The sequence below is a fragment of the Devosia sp. genome, assembly GCF_017307495.1.
In the GTDB taxonomy this organism is placed as follows: Bacteria; Pseudomonadota; Alphaproteobacteria; order Rhizobiales; family Devosiaceae; genus Devosia_A.
Map to the genome: position 1 here is coordinate 89,862 of NZ_JAFKHE010000018.1, position 15,081 is coordinate 104,942.

Annotated in this window: 15 protein-coding genes; 3 read left to right on the forward strand and 12 right to left on the reverse strand. The window is 68.3% G+C overall.

What is annotated here, in order from left to right:
• The first annotated feature begins 10 nt into the window (after positions 1-10).
• Positions 11-754 carry an SDR family NAD(P)-dependent oxidoreductase gene (locus tag J0I99_RS11100; protein ID WP_291397619.1) on the forward strand — a complete coding sequence of 248 codons (744 nt, stop codon included), beginning with the start codon at positions 11-13 and terminating at the stop codon, positions 752-754.
• Between the two features lie 102 nt (positions 755-856).
• On the opposite strand, the gene J0I99_RS11105 is transcribed toward J0I99_RS11100, so the two are convergent.
• The 3 genes from J0I99_RS11105 to J0I99_RS11115 all read right to left on the reverse strand — a co-directional run bounded on the left by J0I99_RS11105 (position 857) and on the right by J0I99_RS11115 (position 4,785).
• Entirely contained in the window at positions 857-2,119 is a 1,263-nt protein-coding gene (locus tag J0I99_RS11105) for a hemolysin family protein (RefSeq protein ID WP_367115397.1), read from the reverse strand.
• A gap of 364 nt (positions 2,120-2,483) precedes the next feature.
• Complete coding sequence (gene der / locus J0I99_RS11110; RefSeq protein ID WP_291397621.1) at positions 2,484-3,917, reverse strand: ribosome biogenesis GTPase Der; 1,434 nt, start codon at positions 3,915-3,917, stop codon at positions 2,484-2,486.
• A 28-nt stretch (positions 3,918-3,945) separates the two neighbouring features.
• Positions 3,946-4,785 carry a tetratricopeptide repeat protein gene (locus J0I99_RS11115; RefSeq protein ID WP_291397622.1) on the reverse strand — a complete coding sequence of 280 codons (840 nt, stop codon included), beginning with the start codon at positions 4,783-4,785 and terminating at the stop codon, positions 3,946-3,948.
• A 124-nt stretch (positions 4,786-4,909) separates the two neighbouring features.
• On the opposite strand from J0I99_RS11115, the gene J0I99_RS11120 reads away from it, so the two are divergent.
• Positions 4,910-5,665, forward strand: a complete 756-nt coding sequence (locus J0I99_RS11120; RefSeq protein WP_291397623.1) for a polysaccharide deacetylase family protein — start codon at positions 4,910-4,912, stop codon at positions 5,663-5,665.
• A 62-nt stretch (positions 5,666-5,727) separates the two neighbouring features.
• Here J0I99_RS11120 and J0I99_RS11125 read toward each other — a convergent pair whose 3' ends face one another.
• From J0I99_RS11125 to guaB, 9 genes are all read right to left on the reverse strand, one after another.
• Entirely contained in the window at positions 5,728-6,612 is an 885-nt protein-coding gene (locus tag J0I99_RS11125) for a glycosyltransferase family 25 protein (protein WP_291397624.1), read from the reverse strand.
• On the reverse strand, positions 6,609-7,619 hold the full coding sequence (locus J0I99_RS11130) for a polysaccharide pyruvyl transferase family protein (RefSeq protein ID WP_291397625.1): 1,011 nt from the start codon (positions 7,617-7,619) through the stop codon (positions 6,609-6,611). Before J0I99_RS11130 ends, J0I99_RS11125 begins: the two co-directional genes overlap by 4 nt.
• Positions 7,620-7,703: 84 nt before the next feature.
• The gene (gene guaA / locus J0I99_RS11135) at positions 7,704-9,272 is read right to left on the reverse strand and encodes a glutamine-hydrolyzing GMP synthase (protein ID WP_291397627.1); all 1,569 of its coding nucleotides are present in this window, start codon (positions 9,270-9,272) and stop codon (positions 7,704-7,706) included.
• A 70-nt stretch (positions 9,273-9,342) separates the two neighbouring features.
• Positions 9,343-10,038, reverse strand: a complete 696-nt coding sequence (locus J0I99_RS11140) for a Crp/Fnr family transcriptional regulator (protein ID WP_291397628.1) — start codon at positions 10,036-10,038, stop codon at positions 9,343-9,345.
• A gap of 68 nt (positions 10,039-10,106) precedes the next feature.
• Positions 10,107-10,487, reverse strand: coding sequence for a Crp/Fnr family transcriptional regulator (locus J0I99_RS11145; protein WP_291397630.1), 381 nt, complete (start codon positions 10,485-10,487; stop codon positions 10,107-10,109).
• A 162-nt stretch (positions 10,488-10,649) separates the two neighbouring features.
• Positions 10,650-11,063, reverse strand: a complete 414-nt coding sequence (locus J0I99_RS11150) for a TspO/MBR family protein (RefSeq protein ID WP_291393903.1) — start codon at positions 11,061-11,063, stop codon at positions 10,650-10,652.
• A 125-nt stretch (positions 11,064-11,188) separates the two neighbouring features.
• Complete coding sequence (locus tag J0I99_RS11155) at positions 11,189-11,584, reverse strand: hypothetical protein (RefSeq protein WP_291393899.1); 396 nt, start codon at positions 11,582-11,584, stop codon at positions 11,189-11,191.
• A 3-nt stretch (positions 11,585-11,587) separates the two neighbouring features.
• Positions 11,588-12,880: an RsmB/NOP family class I SAM-dependent RNA methyltransferase gene (locus J0I99_RS11160; RefSeq protein WP_291397632.1), complete on the reverse strand. Its 1,293-nt coding sequence runs from the start codon at positions 12,878-12,880 to the stop codon at positions 11,588-11,590.
• Positions 12,880-14,382, reverse strand: coding sequence for an IMP dehydrogenase (gene guaB, locus J0I99_RS11165; RefSeq protein WP_291393897.1), 1,503 nt, complete (start codon positions 14,380-14,382; stop codon positions 12,880-12,882). Before guaB ends, J0I99_RS11160 begins: the two co-directional genes overlap by 1 nt.
• A 244-nt stretch (positions 14,383-14,626) precedes the next feature.
• Here guaB and J0I99_RS11170 point away from each other — a divergent pair, with 244 nt between their 5' ends.
• The gene (locus tag J0I99_RS11170; protein ID WP_291393896.1) at positions 14,627-15,031 is read left to right on the forward strand and encodes a RidA family protein; all 405 of its coding nucleotides are present in this window, start codon (positions 14,627-14,629) and stop codon (positions 15,029-15,031) included.
• Positions 15,032-15,081 lie beyond the last annotated feature (50 nt).

Sequence of the window (15,081 nt, forward strand, 5' to 3'; positions counted from 1 at the left end):
GATTCATCGCATGACCTCCCCTACCCTCGCGGGCAAGATCGTTCTCGTCACCGGCGCGTCGCGCGGCATCGGCTACCAGGCTGCCCTCGAGGCCGGGCGCCGAGGGGCGCATGTGATTGCGGTGGCGCGCACGGTGGGCGGCCTCGAGGAGCTCGACGACGAGATCCAGGCGGCCGGCGGATCGACCACGCTGGTGCCGGCGGACCTGCGCGAGTTCGACAGCATCGACCGGCTCGGCCGCGCCATCTTCGAGCGCTGGGGCAAGCTCGACGCGCTGGTCGGCAACGCCGGTATGCTCAACACGGTTTCGCCGCTCGCCCATGTCGACCCCAAGGAGTTCGACCAGGTCTTCGCGCTCAACGTCACGGCGAACTACCGGCTGATCCGGTCGCTCGACCTGCTGCTCAGGCAGTCCGACGCCGGGCGAGCCCTGTTCCTGTCCTCGGGCGTGGTGAACCGCGCGCAGGCCTACTGGGGGCCGTACACGGCGACCAAGGCGGCGCTCGAGGCGCTGGTGAAGGTCTATGCCGAGGAGATGAAGTCCACCCGGGTGCGGGTCAACCTGCTCAACCCCGGCCCGCTGCGCACCGCGCTGCGCGCCAAGGGCTGGCCGGGCGAGGATGCCGAGACGCTGCAGCGCCCGGGCGTCGTCGCTCCCGACATCATCCGCATGATCTCGCCCGACTTCACCGAGACCGGCACCCTTTTCGACTTCCCGTCGGGCACGTCGAAGTCGCTCGTGGCAAAGGGCTGACTGCTTCCCTCCCCTCGAGGGGAGGAATCAAGGGAGGGGTCGTCCGGTGATCGCGATCGACCCCCACCCCCAGCCCCTGCCTCAAGGGGGAGGGGAGCGGACCTACCCCAGCCGCGTCACCAGCACCTTGTCGATGCGCCGGCCGTCGAGGTCCATGACCTCGAAGCGCCACTGGCCGCGCTCGAACACCTCGCCGACCTGCGGCAGGTGGTTCAGCTCGGATAGCACGTAGCCGGCGACCGTCTCGAACTTGGCGTCCTTGGGCACCGGCACGCCGATATGGGCCTGGAACTCGTCGGCCTGCATCCACCCGGAGACGAGGAAGGAGCCGTCCTCGCGCGTGACATAGGCCTTCTCGTCGCCCTCTTCTTCCTGGAAGGCGCCGGTGATGGCCTCGAGAATGTCGCCGGGGGTGACGATCCCCTCGAAGTGGCCGTACTCGTCGAAGACCAGCGCCATGTGCACCAGCGAGCCGCGGATGGCCTTGAGCACGTCGAGCGCGCTCGAGCGGTCCATGACCACCGGCGCCTGCTTCACCAGCGAGCGCACGTCCAGAGGCACCTCGGCGAGCACGTTCTGCACCAGGTCCTTGCGCACGATCACGCCGACGATCGAATCCACCGGTCCGTCCTGTACCGGCAGCACGGAGTGGCGGGTCGTCCGCAGCTTCTCGATCATTTCCTCGCGCGTCTCGCTCAGGTCGATCAGTTCGACGTCGAGGCGCGGCGTCATCAGGCCACGGGCCGATCGGTCGGCCAGCCGCATGACGCCCGAGATCATGTGGCGTTCCTCGGTCTCGAGCACGCCGGCGCTCTCGGCCTCGGCGATGATGGTCTTGACCTCCTCGTCGGTGACCCTCTCCTCGGCCTCCCCGCCCTGTCCGAGCAGGCGCAGCACCAGCCGGCCGGAGACGTCGAGCAACCAGACGAGCGGGGCGGCGATCGAGGCGATGAACGCCATCAGCGGGGCGACGCGGGCGGCAACGCCCTCGGCATCGCGCAGCGCGATCTGCTTGGGCACCAGCTCGCCGATGATCAGCGACAGGTAGGTAATGATGATCACGACGATGCCGACGCCCAGCGGCAGCGCGACGGACGAATCGATGCCCGCGCCGGCAAGCGTCGTGCCCAGCCGTTCGCCCAGGGTGGCGCCCGAGAAGGCGCCCGACAGCACGCCGACAAGGGTGATGCCGATCTGCACGGAGGAGAGGAACTTGCCGGGGTCCTCCTGCAGCTTGAGGGCCATGGTGGCGCCGCGGCGCCCCTCGGCCGCGAGCACCTTGAGGCGCGCCGGCCGGGAGGACACGACGGCGAGTTCGCTCATTGCAAGCAGGCCGTTGACGAGGGTCAGGACGGCGACGATCAGGATTTCGAGAAACAATTCAGTATCAGGGTTGCGGCCCCGCACTCAGCATCGGGTCGCTTGGGAGGCGGCGAGTATAGCGGGGATGGTCCGCCGCGCAATGCGCCTTGACCCGCCTTCGAGTACCGGCAGCTCCGCATCCCAGGGTGATGACCATGACCGGGATGCCACCTGCTCCCCTCCCCCTTGAGGGGAGGGGCTGGGGGTGGGGGTCCATCGGCGATCACCGCACCACCCCCTCCCTCGATCCCTCCCCTCAAGGGGGAGGGAGGCGCACCTGCGCGAGGTCCATTGCGTCGCGAATGACCGCGTCCTCAGCCCGAGGCTGACTTGATCTGCCCACTGCCCCTGCGTGAGACCGGCGGGGCTACTTCTCGGACTTGTCGAACGGGTTCTTGCCACCGCGCAGCCACAGCCGGATCGGTGTGCCCGGCATGTCGAAGGCGTCGCGCAAGCCGTTCACCAGGTAGCGCTGGTAGGCGTTGGGAACGGCTTCGGGGCGCGAGCAGAACAGGATGAAGCTCGGCGGCCTGATCTTGGCCTGGGTCATGTAGCGCAGCTTCAGGCGTCGGCCCGAAACGGCCGGCGGCGGGTGACTTTCGGTCATACCGCTGAGCCAGCGGTTGAGCCGCGCGGTCGAGACGTGGCTGTTCCAGCGCGCCTCGATGGCGAAGATGGCCTGCATCAGCTTGTCGATGTTGCGGCCCTGCAGCCCGGAAACGGTGACCAGCGGGATGCCCTTGAGCTGCGGCAGGTAGCGCTCGCATTGCTCGCGCAGCTCGGCGAGCTTGGCGTTCTTGTCCTCGATCGTATCCCACTTGTTGACCGCAATGACCATCGCGCGGCCCTCGCGCTCGACGAGATCGGCCAGCGCCAGGTCCTGCTTTTCGAACGGGATCTGCGCATCGAGCAGCAGCACCACCACCTCGGCGTACTGGATCGAGCGCAGCGAGTCGCTGACGGCAAGCTTTTCGAGCTTCTGTTCGATGCGCGACTTGCGGCGCATGCCGGCGGTATCGACGAGGTTGATGACACGGCCGCCGTATTCCCACGGCACGAGGATCGAATCGCGGGTGATGCCGGCCTCGGGGCCGGTCAGCAGGCGCTCTTCGCCGACCATGCGGTTGACCAGGGTCGACTTTCCGGCGTTGGGCCGGCCGATGATCGCGACGTTGAGGTGGCGCCGCGGATCCCAGCGCTTCGCCGGGCCTTCCTCGGTCGAACCGTCGTCCACGGGCAGGTCGACATCGACCTCAGGCATCTGGTCGTCGGCCAGCGCCTCCTCTGCCGCGGCCTTCTCGGCGGCGGCGTCGACGGCCTTCGAGACGATGGCGTGGAGGTCGGCGAGGCCGAGTCCGTGTTCTGCCGACAGCGCCACCGGTTCGCCGAAGCCGAGGCTGTAGGCTTCCATCAGGCCGGGATCGGCGGCCTTGCCCTCGGCCTTGTTGCCGATCAGGTGCACGTCCTTGCCGGCGCGGCGCAGCACCTGGGCAAAGCGTTCGTCGAGCGGGGTGACGCCGGCCCTGGCGTCGATCATGAACAGGATGACGTCGGCGTCGCGGATGGCGAGCTCGGTCTGCTGGCGCATCCGGTCCTCGAGCGAGCCGTCGGTCTTGTCCTCGTAGCCGGCGGTGTCGAGCACCTTGAAGCGCAGGTCGCCGATGCGGCCCTCGGCCTCGCGACGATCACGGGTCACGCCCGGCGTGTCGTCGACGAGCGCGATCTTGCGGCCAACCAGCCGGTTGAACAAGGTCGACTTGCCGACATTGGGGCGGCCAACAATGGCAACGGTAACCGTCATCGAGACCCCAATGGGCAGGCGTGAAGCGTCAGTTCGCCGGCGCGGCCGGTGCGTTTGCGGCCGGTGCAGCGTCGGCAGGCGCGGCCGGAGCGGCGTCGGCGGGCGGCGTGGTGTCGAGCGCCGGCGCGTCGCCGACCGAGCTCGGGGCTGGCGCAGCGGTGGCCGGATCGACGATCACGGGCGTTTCGGCCGCAGCGGCGGCCGGCGGCGGCGCGACGCCGTCGGCAACCAGCTGCCCCAGATAGATGTTGAGGCGCGCGCGGGCGTCCTGCCCGGCGAGGGGATCGTTCACCGCGTCCTCGAAGCTCTGGCGCGCTCCTTCGAGGTCGCCGGCCTTGTACTTGGCGAGCCCAAGTGCCTCCCGCGCCGCGTTGCGGAACGTCGACGTAGCGCCGACGAGGCTGCCAACGCGCTGCTCGACCTGGGCCACGTCGCCGTTGTCGACCAGCAGGTTGCCGGCCAGCAGCAGGGCCAGCTCGCGCAGATACTTGTTGGTTTCCGAGGAGGAGAGCGCGTCATAGGCGGCGATCGCCTCGGTGGCCTTGCCGTCCTTGGCGAGCAGCGCGGCCTCGCGGAAGCGGGCGAGGGCCGGATAGCCGCCGTGGTTGGCCGCGATCACCTCGTCGAGTGCCTTCAAGGCCCCGGCGGTATCGGTGCCATCGGCGAGCTCGAGGGCACTGTAGAACTGGTCCGACGAACGGGCCGAGTTGGAGTTCTGCCACCAGCTCCAGCCCTCGTTCACCGCCACGGCCAGCACGATGACCACGGCGGCGCCGATCACGTAGGGGCCGTAGGTCCGCCAGAGCTTGCGCACGCGGTCGCTGCGCAGTTCTTCGTCGATTTCGCGGATGATGTTTTCGTTGGACATGAAGCTCGGGCGCAAACGGGGGTCGAATTTGGGCGCAACATAGAGAGCCATGTGCATGAATGCAAACCCCCGCTCGACGGCGATTCCGCCAGCGGTGCGCCGGTGTTTCGCGCCACCGGCGCGCATGGTAGAAATCGGCATCTCCGGAGGCAGCACCATTCGCGCCCTGATCCTTGGCTTCGCCGCCGTTCTCAGCCTTGCCGCGGCCGCGCCCGCAGCGGCCGGTCGATTGATCGAACCGGCACTCCGCATCGCCGACGGGGGCTCGCAGGGCCCGCAGGTTGCCCTTACGCTCGATGCCTGCTCGGGGCTGGTGGATCACCGCATCCTCGACGAGTTGATCGCCGACGGCATCCCCGCGACCATCTTCGTCACCGGACGCTGGCTGAAGGGCAATGCTGACGCGTTCCGGCTGATGCTGGCGCATCCGGAGCTGTTCGAGATCGAGGATCACGGCGAAAACCACCTGCCGGCGGTGATCGGAACGGAGCGTCCGTACGGTCTCGAGCCGGCAGGTACGGCCGAAGCGGTGGCGAAGGAAGTGCTGAACGGCCGCGCCGACATCGCCCGCGCGGGCGGCGGAGAGGTGACGTGGTTCAGGGGCGCGACCGCGCTCTACAGTCCCGACGCCATCGAGTTGATCGCGTCGCTGGGCCTCAGGATCGCCGGGTTCTCGCTCAATGGCGACCTCGGCGCCAGCGTCGGCGAGAAGGCCGCCCTCGCCCGCATGCTCACCGCCCGGGACGGCGACGTGATCATCGCGCACATCAACCAGCCCAAGCGGCCCGCCGGCGCCGGCGTGGCGGAAGGCATCCGGCAACTGAAGGCGCACGGCTTCCGCTTCGTGCGCCTGCGCGACGCCACAGTGTCAGGCGGCTAGGGTCCCGCCGCTACGCACGGCCTCGGTCGGCGCCGGCGGGTTCGCCCGAACGGGGCGACTCCTCAAATGGAGCGCCCAGCCTCCCCGCGAATGTCGCCGGAAAACGCCACCGGCCTCTTCCGGGCGAAGGCCGCCTGCCGGTTTCGCAGCGCCTGAGCGCACCAGGGCACGATATCCGCGGCACCGAACGCCAGAATGTCGACCACCCGGCGCTGTCGGCGAGGCCGAGACAGCCGAGTGCCGGCGTTGTCGCTATGGGCCGGGCCATTGACCGGAACAGCTTTGCCTGTCGATGCCGGATCTGCCTTGTCGAGCTGGACGATCGGGCTGGGGTCGGCCTGCAGCACCGTGGTCCGCCACAGATTCGGGCCGAAACGGCCGAACAGGAAGCGATCGACCGCCATGTCGAAGCGATCGACCGCCATGTCATTGACGACTGGCGACGCCAGCGCGGCCTCGGCGGCGGCGCGTGAGAGCAGATACCCGGCGGTGCCGCGATGGGTTGAGAGCAGTTCCCTGAGTTGCACCCCGTCAACCGCGAAACGGGGACGGCCGAGCCTTACGGCCTGTCGCCGGGTTTCGAGACGGATGAGGTCGGCCCCGACACGAGCCAGGAGACCCGGCGCCAGGAACGGCATGACCTCGGGGCTCAGGATAGCGTCATCTTCGAGAACGAGGGCCTCATCGAGTTGCCGGTCCACCAGCGTTTGCCACAGGCGCTGGTGACTGAGGCCGCAGGCGAGGTCCCCGGTGCCCACCCTGTAGAAGTGCCCGGGGCGCTGCACGCGCGCGACGAGCGCTGCCGGCACCTCGGCAACGGTGACCGCCGATATGCGCTCAGCGGCGATCCCCAGTTGTTCGAACTGCCTCTCCATGTGCGCGCGCCGATCGATGCGGGCATCGAGGTTGATGTAGAAGACTGGGATCATGCTCGAACGATTGGTCATGGCGCGACAATGACATCGGCAGCATGGTCGATGGCAGCGCCAGAGAGGCGTTCAACCTGCTCCTGCGCCGCCGCAAGCGCGGATTGAATGTCGGAAGAGCCGATGCTGTCGACGGCCGCGTCAATGTCTGCCTGCGTGACGGTTGCCGCCTCAAAGGTCATTGGCCAGCCGACCCGGCGCAGCACGGCGGTGACCTTCGCTGTGCCCGGAATCTGGTCGATGGCGATAACCGGGCGCCCCATCGCAAGCCCGAGGAGGGCGCCATGCATCCGCGTCGTCAGGATCAGGTCGGCGTCGGCGAAGCGTCCCGCAATTTGCTCCGGGCCTTGCCCGGGGGCCAGTTCGGTGTCGACGGCATGGACATCGAAGCCGTGGCGACGGATGGTTTCGGCGAACAGGCGCTCGGCCTTCTCGTGCTCAGACCGGCGGCCCGGCCCGTATTCCCCCTGCGCCCCACGGAGGCACAGGCCGACGCGTCGCGGCGGGTTGAGGCTCGGAGACGTGGCGGCCGCAATGCCGTGCGGCGCGAGGTCGAAATGCGACTCCGCTGCGCCGTCGCGCGCCACGATCGCATCAAACCGTTCGGTCATCCGACCTTCATTGGGCATGATGCTGACACCGACCGCGTACTTCCTGGCCCCGGGATGGACGGCAAGGAAATCCCTCAGGAAGCTCCTGTCGAGCAGGGGACCGCAGACGAAGATGATCCGTGAGATCGTCCGGCGCAGGGCGAAGACGTCATCGAGGTTCAGGTGGCCTTCGAGGCCGAGTTCCGGGTGAGAAAGGATGGCGTGGGCATGACCACGCGCAGCCAGCGCCTTGGATAGATTGTCGACGGCATGCAGGTCACCTGCCGTGACCTTGCCGGCATAGCCCAGCGTCCCCCACCAGAGAATCACGGTGGGCGGCGCATCGATGGTTCGCTTCTGCAAGAGCCGCCGATACGGCGTCACGAAGGCCCTAGGTATGGCCACGACTTCCTCACGCTGGGCTTCACGGTTGAACAACCGCGCGTGCATAGCATGACGACTGTCACCTGTCGCCGGGCCGGGAGGCCGATAGCGCAGGTGCCCCTGGCCGTCCCGCCCGCCCTATTCCCACTCGATCGTGCCGGGGGGCTTTGAGGTGACGTCGTAGACGACGCGGTTGATGCCGCGCACTTCGTTGATGATGCGGGTGGCGGCGCGGCCGAGGAAGTTCATGTCGTAGGGGAAGAAGTCCGCGGTCATGCCGTCGACCGAGGTCACGGCGCGCAGGGCGCAGACGAACTCGTAGGTGCGGCCGTCACCCATCACGCCCACGGTCTGCACCGGCAGCAGCACGGCGAAGGCCTGCCAGATCTTGTCGTAGAGCCCGGCCTTCCTGATCTCGTCGAGATAGATCGCGTCGGCGCGGCGGAGGATGTCGAGCTTTTCGCGCGTCACCCCGCCCGGCAGGCGGATGGCGAGGCCGGGGCCCGGGAACGGGTGGCGGCCGACGAAGCGTTCGGGCAGGCCGAGCTCGCGGCCGAGCGCCCGGACTTCGTCCTTGAACAGCTCGCGCAGCGGCTCGACCAGCTGCATGTGCATGCGCTCGGGCAGGCCGCCGACATTGTGGTGCGACTTGATGGTAACCGAGGGGCCGCCCGAGAAGCTGACGCTCTCGATGACGTCCGGGTAGAGCGTGCCCTGGGCCAGGAACTGCGCGCCACCGATCTTCTTGGCCTCTTCCTCGAACACTTCGATGAACAGCCGGCCGATGGTCTTGCGCTTGGTCTCGGGATCCGCTTCGCCCTCGAGCGCGCCGATGAACTTGTCGGCGGCGTCCACATGGACGAGCGGGATGTTGTAGTGATCGCGGAACATCGACACGACTTCGTCGGCCTCGTTCATGCGCATCAGGCCGTGGTCGACGAACACGCAGGTGAGCTGGTCGCCGATCGCCTCGTGGATGAGGATGGCCGCGACCGAGCTGTCGACGCCGCCCGAGAGGGCGCACAGCACCCTGCCCTTGCCGACCTGGGCGCGGATCTTCTCGATCGCGCGCTGGCGGTAGGCGTGCATGTTCCATTCGGACTTCAGCCCGACGATGTTGTGCACGAAGGCCTGCAGGAGCTTGCCGCCGTCGGGGGTGTGCACCACCTCGGGGTGGAACATGGTGGTGTAGTAGCGCTTGTCCTCGTTCACTGCGATGGCGAACGGGGCGTTCTCGGAGGTGCCCACCACCTTGAAGCCGGGCGGCAGCTCGGTGACGCGGTCGCCGTGGCTCATCCACACCGGGTAGCGCCCGCCGACCTGCCAGAAGCCCTCGAACAGCGGCGAGGCCTGCTTGATCTCGACGTCGGCGCGGCCGAACTCGCGGGCATGGCCGCCCTCGACCTTGCCGCCCTGCTGCAGCGCAAGGGTCTGCTGGCCGTAGCAGATGGCGAGGATGGGCACGCCGCTATCGAACACCTCTTGCGGCGCACGCGGGCTGCCCTCTTCGGTCACCGAGGCGGGGCCGCCAGAGAAGATGACGCCCTTCGGCTTCATCCGCGCAAAGGCCTCACTGGCGCTCTGGAACGGATGGATCTCGCAGTAGACGCCGGTCTCGCGCAGGCGCCGCGCGATCAGCTGCGTCACCTGCGAGCCGAAATCGATGATGAGGATGGATTCAGCGGGTACGGCAGCGATGTCTTGCATGGGCCGGAAATAGAGCGCCCCCAAGGATTCCGCAAGCCTTACGCTGCCGGGGGACGCCCATGCCTCACGGCTATGCCACCTGGCCGGCGGCCGCCGGGTCGTTGGCGCGGGTGAGCTTGCCGGCGAGATTGCGGTTGAGAGCCGATTCCAGCGTACGGCGGAGCTGGGCGTCGTTGCCGACGGCAGCCGTCAGCTGCGCCTGGTCGAACACCAGGGCGCGGGTCGGCTTGACCACGATCGCGGTCGCGGTCGCCGGCTTGCCGGAGAGAAAGCTCAGCTCCCCGATATAGTCGCCGGGGCCGCAGATGGCGACCAGGCGCTCGCCGTGCTCGACCTTGACGATGCCGTCGGCGATGTAGGTCAGCTGGGTGACCTTCGCCCCCTCATGGGTCAGGACCGTGCCGGGCTCGTAGCGCTCGAGCTCGGCGAGGTCGAGCAGGCGCTTGATGGCGCTGCGATCGACCGTATCAGGCATGTTGTCCGCGAAGTGCTGGTGCTCCTCGTCGAAGCGGTGGTGGTGCTCGTAGTACCAGATGATCAGCAGCTGGACGACGTTGACGATGACGAAGATCGTCTCCCACAGCACGCTCACCGGATCGAGCACGAAGACCGCGCGATAGACGATCTTGGCCAGCCCCGAGGCCACGGCCAGCAGGCGCAGCGTCACCATGCGGCGCATCAGCATGGAAACGATCAGCAGGAAATAGGTGAAGTGCCCGAACAGGATGACGGGATCGGTGAGCCCCCTGAGGAGCTGTTCGAGCATGGTGTCCATTCTGACCGCAGCAGCTGGCGGCCCCGCCACCAAGGCGGGACCAGATAGATCGGCTGGCCTCAGCCGCCCGGCAGGGCGCTATTCGAGGCGCGCAGCCGCCGAACCAGCATGCGCATGACGTTGAGGGCGAAATACGGCGACTCGCTGGTCATGAACAGGAACTGCTTCTCGCTCACCGGCACGACGACCGTGTCGGTTTCGGCGACGACCGTGGCGCTGCGCGGGGCGCTGTCAATCAGCGCCATCTCGCCGAAGATCTCGCCCTCGCCCAGCAGCTGCAGCGTCTTGTTGCCGTGCCGGATGGCGACCTTGCCGGACTTCACCACGAAGAACTCGGTGCCCGCGTCGCCCTCCCGGAAAATGATCTCGCCGGCCCCGAAGGTCCGGGTATCCTCGGTGGCGCGCGCGAGTAGCGTGAAGTCGACGAAGCTGCCGCTCATTGTGAATGCAAACCGGCGGACGCGTGCGCCCCGGCCCCCTGTCCAAGCTGCCCTCTTCTCTGATTTTTGTGTGACAGTTTGCTGACAGCGGAGTGACGGCCCGGCGTTCTGCCTCCACCATCGCACCGCCGGCGCGCGCAGGGACTCCCACAGCCGAGGTCGTCAGTTGAGGAGCGCGACCGAGAAGTTCAGCACCGAGGCGAAGCCGACCCAGGCGGCGTAGGGGATGAACAGCGACGCCGACAGTCGGTCCCGGTTCCAGCGCTCGATGATGAAGGCGACGATCAGGACGAAGATGACCAGGATCACCGCGAAGGCCGGCCACAGCAGGTGCAGCGAGAACCACACCGGCGACCAGGCCCAGTTCAGGATCATCTGGCCGTACCACAGCTTCATTCCGGCCCCGGCGCGGTCGGCAAGGAAGGTCCTCCACCCGGCGATGGCAATCAGCACGTAGAGGATGGACCAGACCGGGCCGAACAGCCAGTTCGGCGGGTTGAACGGCGGCTTGTTCAGACTCGCGTACCACTCGCCGGGGGCGGTGGTGGTGCCGATCAGCGCGCCGACGCCAATCACCACGGCCAGGAACACCGCGAGGACGACAAGCGAACGGGGCGACCTGAGGTCGGAAGCAGTCAGGGTGCTCATGCCCAAAGCAACGCACCTGCGGGCACGAAGTTTCGCCGCGCCGGTAATAACGTCTAGTCGGTCAGCGTGCAGTCGCGCGCGATGTCGAGGGTGAACCTGCCGTCGTGACCGTCGGCACCGGCATGGACGATCTCGACGCTGCGCTCGTCGGCGGCCCAGAGCGGAGCGGCCTTGAGCAGCACCGGGTGTGCCTCTGGCAGGTCGACGACGCAGCCGCGGCGAACCCGGCCGCCATTGGCCTCGGTTTCGGCCACGATGCTGCGATGGCACTTGTCCTCGCAGAATTCGCCGATCTCGATCGTCACACGGCCCGAGGGCGAGACGAACGTGTAGTTGGCGCTGAGCTGAGGAATGGCGAGCCACATGATGGTTCCGGATACCAGCACGAGCGCGATCGAACCGGCGATGACCCAGCCGGCCGACCAGCCGCTCGCTCCGGCTCTCGCCATGGCTCAGCCCTTCTGCATCGCGATGCAGTAGAAGCCGTCGGTGCCGCTGGTGCGCGGCGTCACGGCCACGCCGCCCTCGGGCGAGAAGCGGGCGCGCAGCTTCGTGCCCGAGAAATGCGCCATCCACAGCTTGTTGCCGGGGATGGCGGTGAACTCGGGGTTGGCGGCAAGAAAGGCCAGGGCCTGGCCGGCATTCTCCTCGGGCAGCACCGAGCAGGTGATGTAGACCAGCGTGCCGCCCGGCTTCAGGTAGGTCGCGGCGTCGGCGAGGATGGCATGCTGCTCGGCGACCCGGGCCGCCAGTTGCTCGGGCGTCAGCTTCCACTTGGTGGTCGGCTGGCGGCGCCAGGTCCCGGTGCCGGTGCACGGCGCATCGACAACGACGCGGTCGAGCTTGCCCCTGAGGTCGTCGAGCACGCCGGCTCCCGGCGCCCGGACCTGCACGTTGCGCACACCGGCGCGCTTCAGCCGGTCGTAGATCGGCGCGAGGCGGGTGCGATCGCTGTCATAGGCGAAGATCTGGCCGCGGTTCTGCATGGCGGCGGCCATGGCGAGGGTCTTCCCCCCGGCGCCGGCGCACAGGTCGAGCACCTGCTCGCCGCCGCGCGGGCTGGCCAGCGCCGCGACGACCTGGCTGCCGAAGTCCTGCACTTCGAACCAGCCCTTGAGGTAGCCTTCCTCGCTGGTGACGTTGGGCGTGCGGCTGTCGCGCGCCCCGGCGGGAAAGCGGATGCCTTCGGGGATCCGGATCTCGCTCTCGGGCGTGAACCGGCCCAGCCCGCGCATCACCTTGTCGCGGTTGGCCTTGAGCGTGTTGATGCGCAGGTCGAGCGGCGGGCGATCGGCAAGGCCCTGCGCCTCGGCGATCCAGTCCTCGCCGAAGCTCTGCCGCAGGTGCGGCACGACCCATTCCGGCACGTCGGCCCGGACATGGTCGGGCGCCCCGGCGAGCGGGTCGGCCGCCGTCAGCCGCGCCGCTTCTTCCGGCGTGATCGGCGCCGGGGCGAAGCGATCGCCGCCGAAGCTCTCGTTTAGCGTGGCGATATCCTCGCCCCACTCGCGCACCGCCACCGCCAGCACCAGTGCCCGCGGCTCGTCGGCGCCCATGGTCCAGGCCAGCGACGCGCGGCGGCGCAGCGCGTCGTAGACCAGGTTGCCGATGGCGGCGCGGTCGCCCGCGCCGGCGAAGCGGTTGTTGAGTCCCCAGGCCTTCAGCGCCTCCGCCACCGGGCGCTTGTGCGCATCGATATCGGCCAGCACGTCGATGGCAGCGGCAATCCGGCCCGGCAGGCGCATCAGTTGCCGCCGCGGTAGTTGGGGCTCTCGCGGGTGATCGAGACGTCGTGCACGTGGCTCTCGTTGAGGCCGGCGCCCGAGATCTTCACGAACACCGAGTTGTCGCGGAACTCCTGCAGGTCGTGCGCCCCGGTATAGCCCATGGCGGCGCGCAGGCCGCCGGCGAGCTGGTGCAGTACGTTGCCGGCCGCGCCCTTGTAGGGCACCTGGCCCTCGATCCCCTCGGGCACGAGCTTGAGGCTGTCCCGCACTTCCTGCTGGAAGTAGCGGTCGGCCGAGCCGCGCGCCATGGCGCCCACCGAACCCATGCCGCGATACGACTTGTAGGAGCGGCCCTGGTACAGGTAGACCTCGCCCGGGCTCTCGTCGGTGCCGGCCAGCAGCGAACCGACCATGGCGACGCTCGCGCCGCCGGCGAGCGCCTTGGCCAGGTCGCCCGAGAACTTGATGCCGCCGTCGGCGATCACCGGGATGCCGTGCCTGTCGGCCTCCTCGGCGCACGCCATCACTGCGGCCAGCTGCGGCACGCCGACGCCGGCGACGATGCGGGTGGTGCAGATCGAGCCGGGGCCGATGCCGACCTTGACGCAGTCCGCGCCGGCGTCGATCAGCGCGCGCGTCGCCTCGGCCGTCGCGACGTTGCCGGCGACGATGCGGGTCGAATTGCTCTCGCGCTTCACCCGCTCCACCGATTTCAGCACGCCGGTCGAATGCCCGTGCGCCGTATCGACGACCAGGAGATCGACGCCCGCATCGATCAGCGCCAGCGAGCGCTCGAAGCCGGCATCGCCGACGCCGGTCGCGGCGGCGACACGGAGGCGCCCCTGCGCATCCTTGACGGCGTTCGGATTGAGCTGCGCCTTCTCGATGTCCTTGACGGTGATCAGCCCGACGCAGCGTCCGTCGTCGTCGACGACCAGCAGCTTCTCGATGCGGTGGGCGTGGAGCAGGCGCTTGGCGTCCTCCTTGCTCACCCCGTCGCGCACCGTGACGAGGTTCTCGTGCGTCATCAGCTCGGCGATGCGCTGGTGCGGATTGGAGGCAAAGCGCACGTCGCGGTTGGTGACAATGCCCACCAGCTTGCCGAGGCGGCGACCGCCGGTGCCGCCGTTCTCGACCACCGGAATGCCGGAGATGCGGTTCGCATCCATCAGCGCCAGCGCATCGGCGAGGGTGGCGTCGGGCCCGATGGTGATGGGGTTCACCACCATGCCGCTCTCGAAGCTCTTGACCTGCCGCACCTGCTCGGCCTGCTCGAGCACGTCCAGGTTCTTGTGGATCACGCCCATACCGCCGGCCTGGGCCATGGCGATGGCCATGCGGCTCTCGGTCACCGTGTCCATCGCCGACGACAGGATCGGGATGTTGAGGAAGATGTCCTTGGTCACCCGCGTGCGGATATCCACATCGGTCGGCAACACGTCGGAGCGCGCGGGCTGCAGCAGCACGTCGTCGAACGTGAGTGCGCTGTCACCGGTGATGGAGGTAATGATCTTTGCCAAGGGCTTGGCCCTTCCCTTCTGAGCACCAGAAAAACGGAAGCCCGTGAGCGGGTACGACTCGTCGCCGGCTCACGGGTTGGCGAGGGTGATTACCACCGGCCCGGGGGTTTGGGAAGGCGCTTCGCGCATGGCCGGCATGCGTGCGGAAGCCTCGGCCAGTTCGCGAACCGACGGGCCAGGCAAGCATTGAAGTGGCGTGCTCGGCGTCACGCCTGCCCCCCGGAGCCAGAACAAGAGAACCCGAATGCCCCTAGAACTCATCCACCTCAATCCCGACAACATGCACAGAAACCCGGCCTTTTCGCAGGGGATCATCATCCCGCCCGGCATGCGCACGCTGCTCATCGGCGGGCAGAACGCCGTCGACGCAAAGGGCGAGATCGTCGGCAAGGGCGATACCGCGGCGCAGACCGCGCAGGCCATCGACAACCTGGTCAAGGTCCTCGAGGCGGCGGGCGGCAGCCTTGCCAACCTGGTGCGTGTCGGCTTGCTCCTGCGCGACGACGCCGACCTGCGGGCCGGCTTCGGTGCCTGGATGGCGAGGGCCGGCGAGATCCCGAACCCGCCGACGGTCACCGCCGCCTTTGTCAGCCGGCTTGCCGCACCCGACTACCTCGTCGAGATCGAGGCCACGGCAGTGCTGCCGTGAACTGCCAGTGCCTCGCGGTTGTGATTGGCGACGTGCGCGAGCGGGCGTAA

Coding starts and splice junctions, on each gene's coding strand:
- J0I99_RS11100 (WP_291397619.1), top strand. CDS start 11: ATGACCTCCCCTACCCTCGCGGGCAAGATCGTTCTCGTCACCGGCGCG.
- der (WP_291397621.1), bottom strand. CDS start 3,917: ATGACGGTTACCGTTGCCATTGTTGGCCGCCCCAATGTCGGCAAGTCG.
- J0I99_RS11115 (WP_291397622.1), bottom strand. CDS start 4,785: ATGTCCAACGAAAACATCATCCGCGAAATCGACGAAGAACTGCGCAGC.
- J0I99_RS11120 (WP_291397623.1), top strand. CDS start 4,910: ATGGTAGAAATCGGCATCTCCGGAGGCAGCACCATTCGCGCCCTGATC.
- J0I99_RS11125 (WP_291397624.1), bottom strand. CDS start 6,612: ATGACCAATCGTTCGAGCATGATCCCAGTCTTCTACATCAACCTCGAT.
- guaA (WP_291397627.1), bottom strand. CDS start 9,272: ATGCAAGACATCGCTGCCGTACCCGCTGAATCCATCCTCATCATCGAT.
- J0I99_RS11140 (WP_291397628.1), bottom strand. CDS start 10,038: ATGCTCGAACAGCTCCTCAGGGGGCTCACCGATCCCGTCATCCTGTTC.
- J0I99_RS11145 (WP_291397630.1), bottom strand. CDS start 10,487: ATGAGCGGCAGCTTCGTCGACTTCACGCTACTCGCGCGCGCCACCGAG.
- J0I99_RS11155 (WP_291393899.1), bottom strand. CDS start 11,584: ATGGCGAGAGCCGGAGCGAGCGGCTGGTCGGCCGGCTGGGTCATCGCC.
- J0I99_RS11160 (WP_291397632.1), bottom strand. CDS start 12,880: ATGCGCCTGCCGGGCCGGATTGCCGCTGCCATCGACGTGCTGGCCGAT.
- J0I99_RS11170 (WP_291393896.1), top strand. CDS start 14,627: ATGCCCCTAGAACTCATCCACCTCAATCCCGACAACATGCACAGAAAC.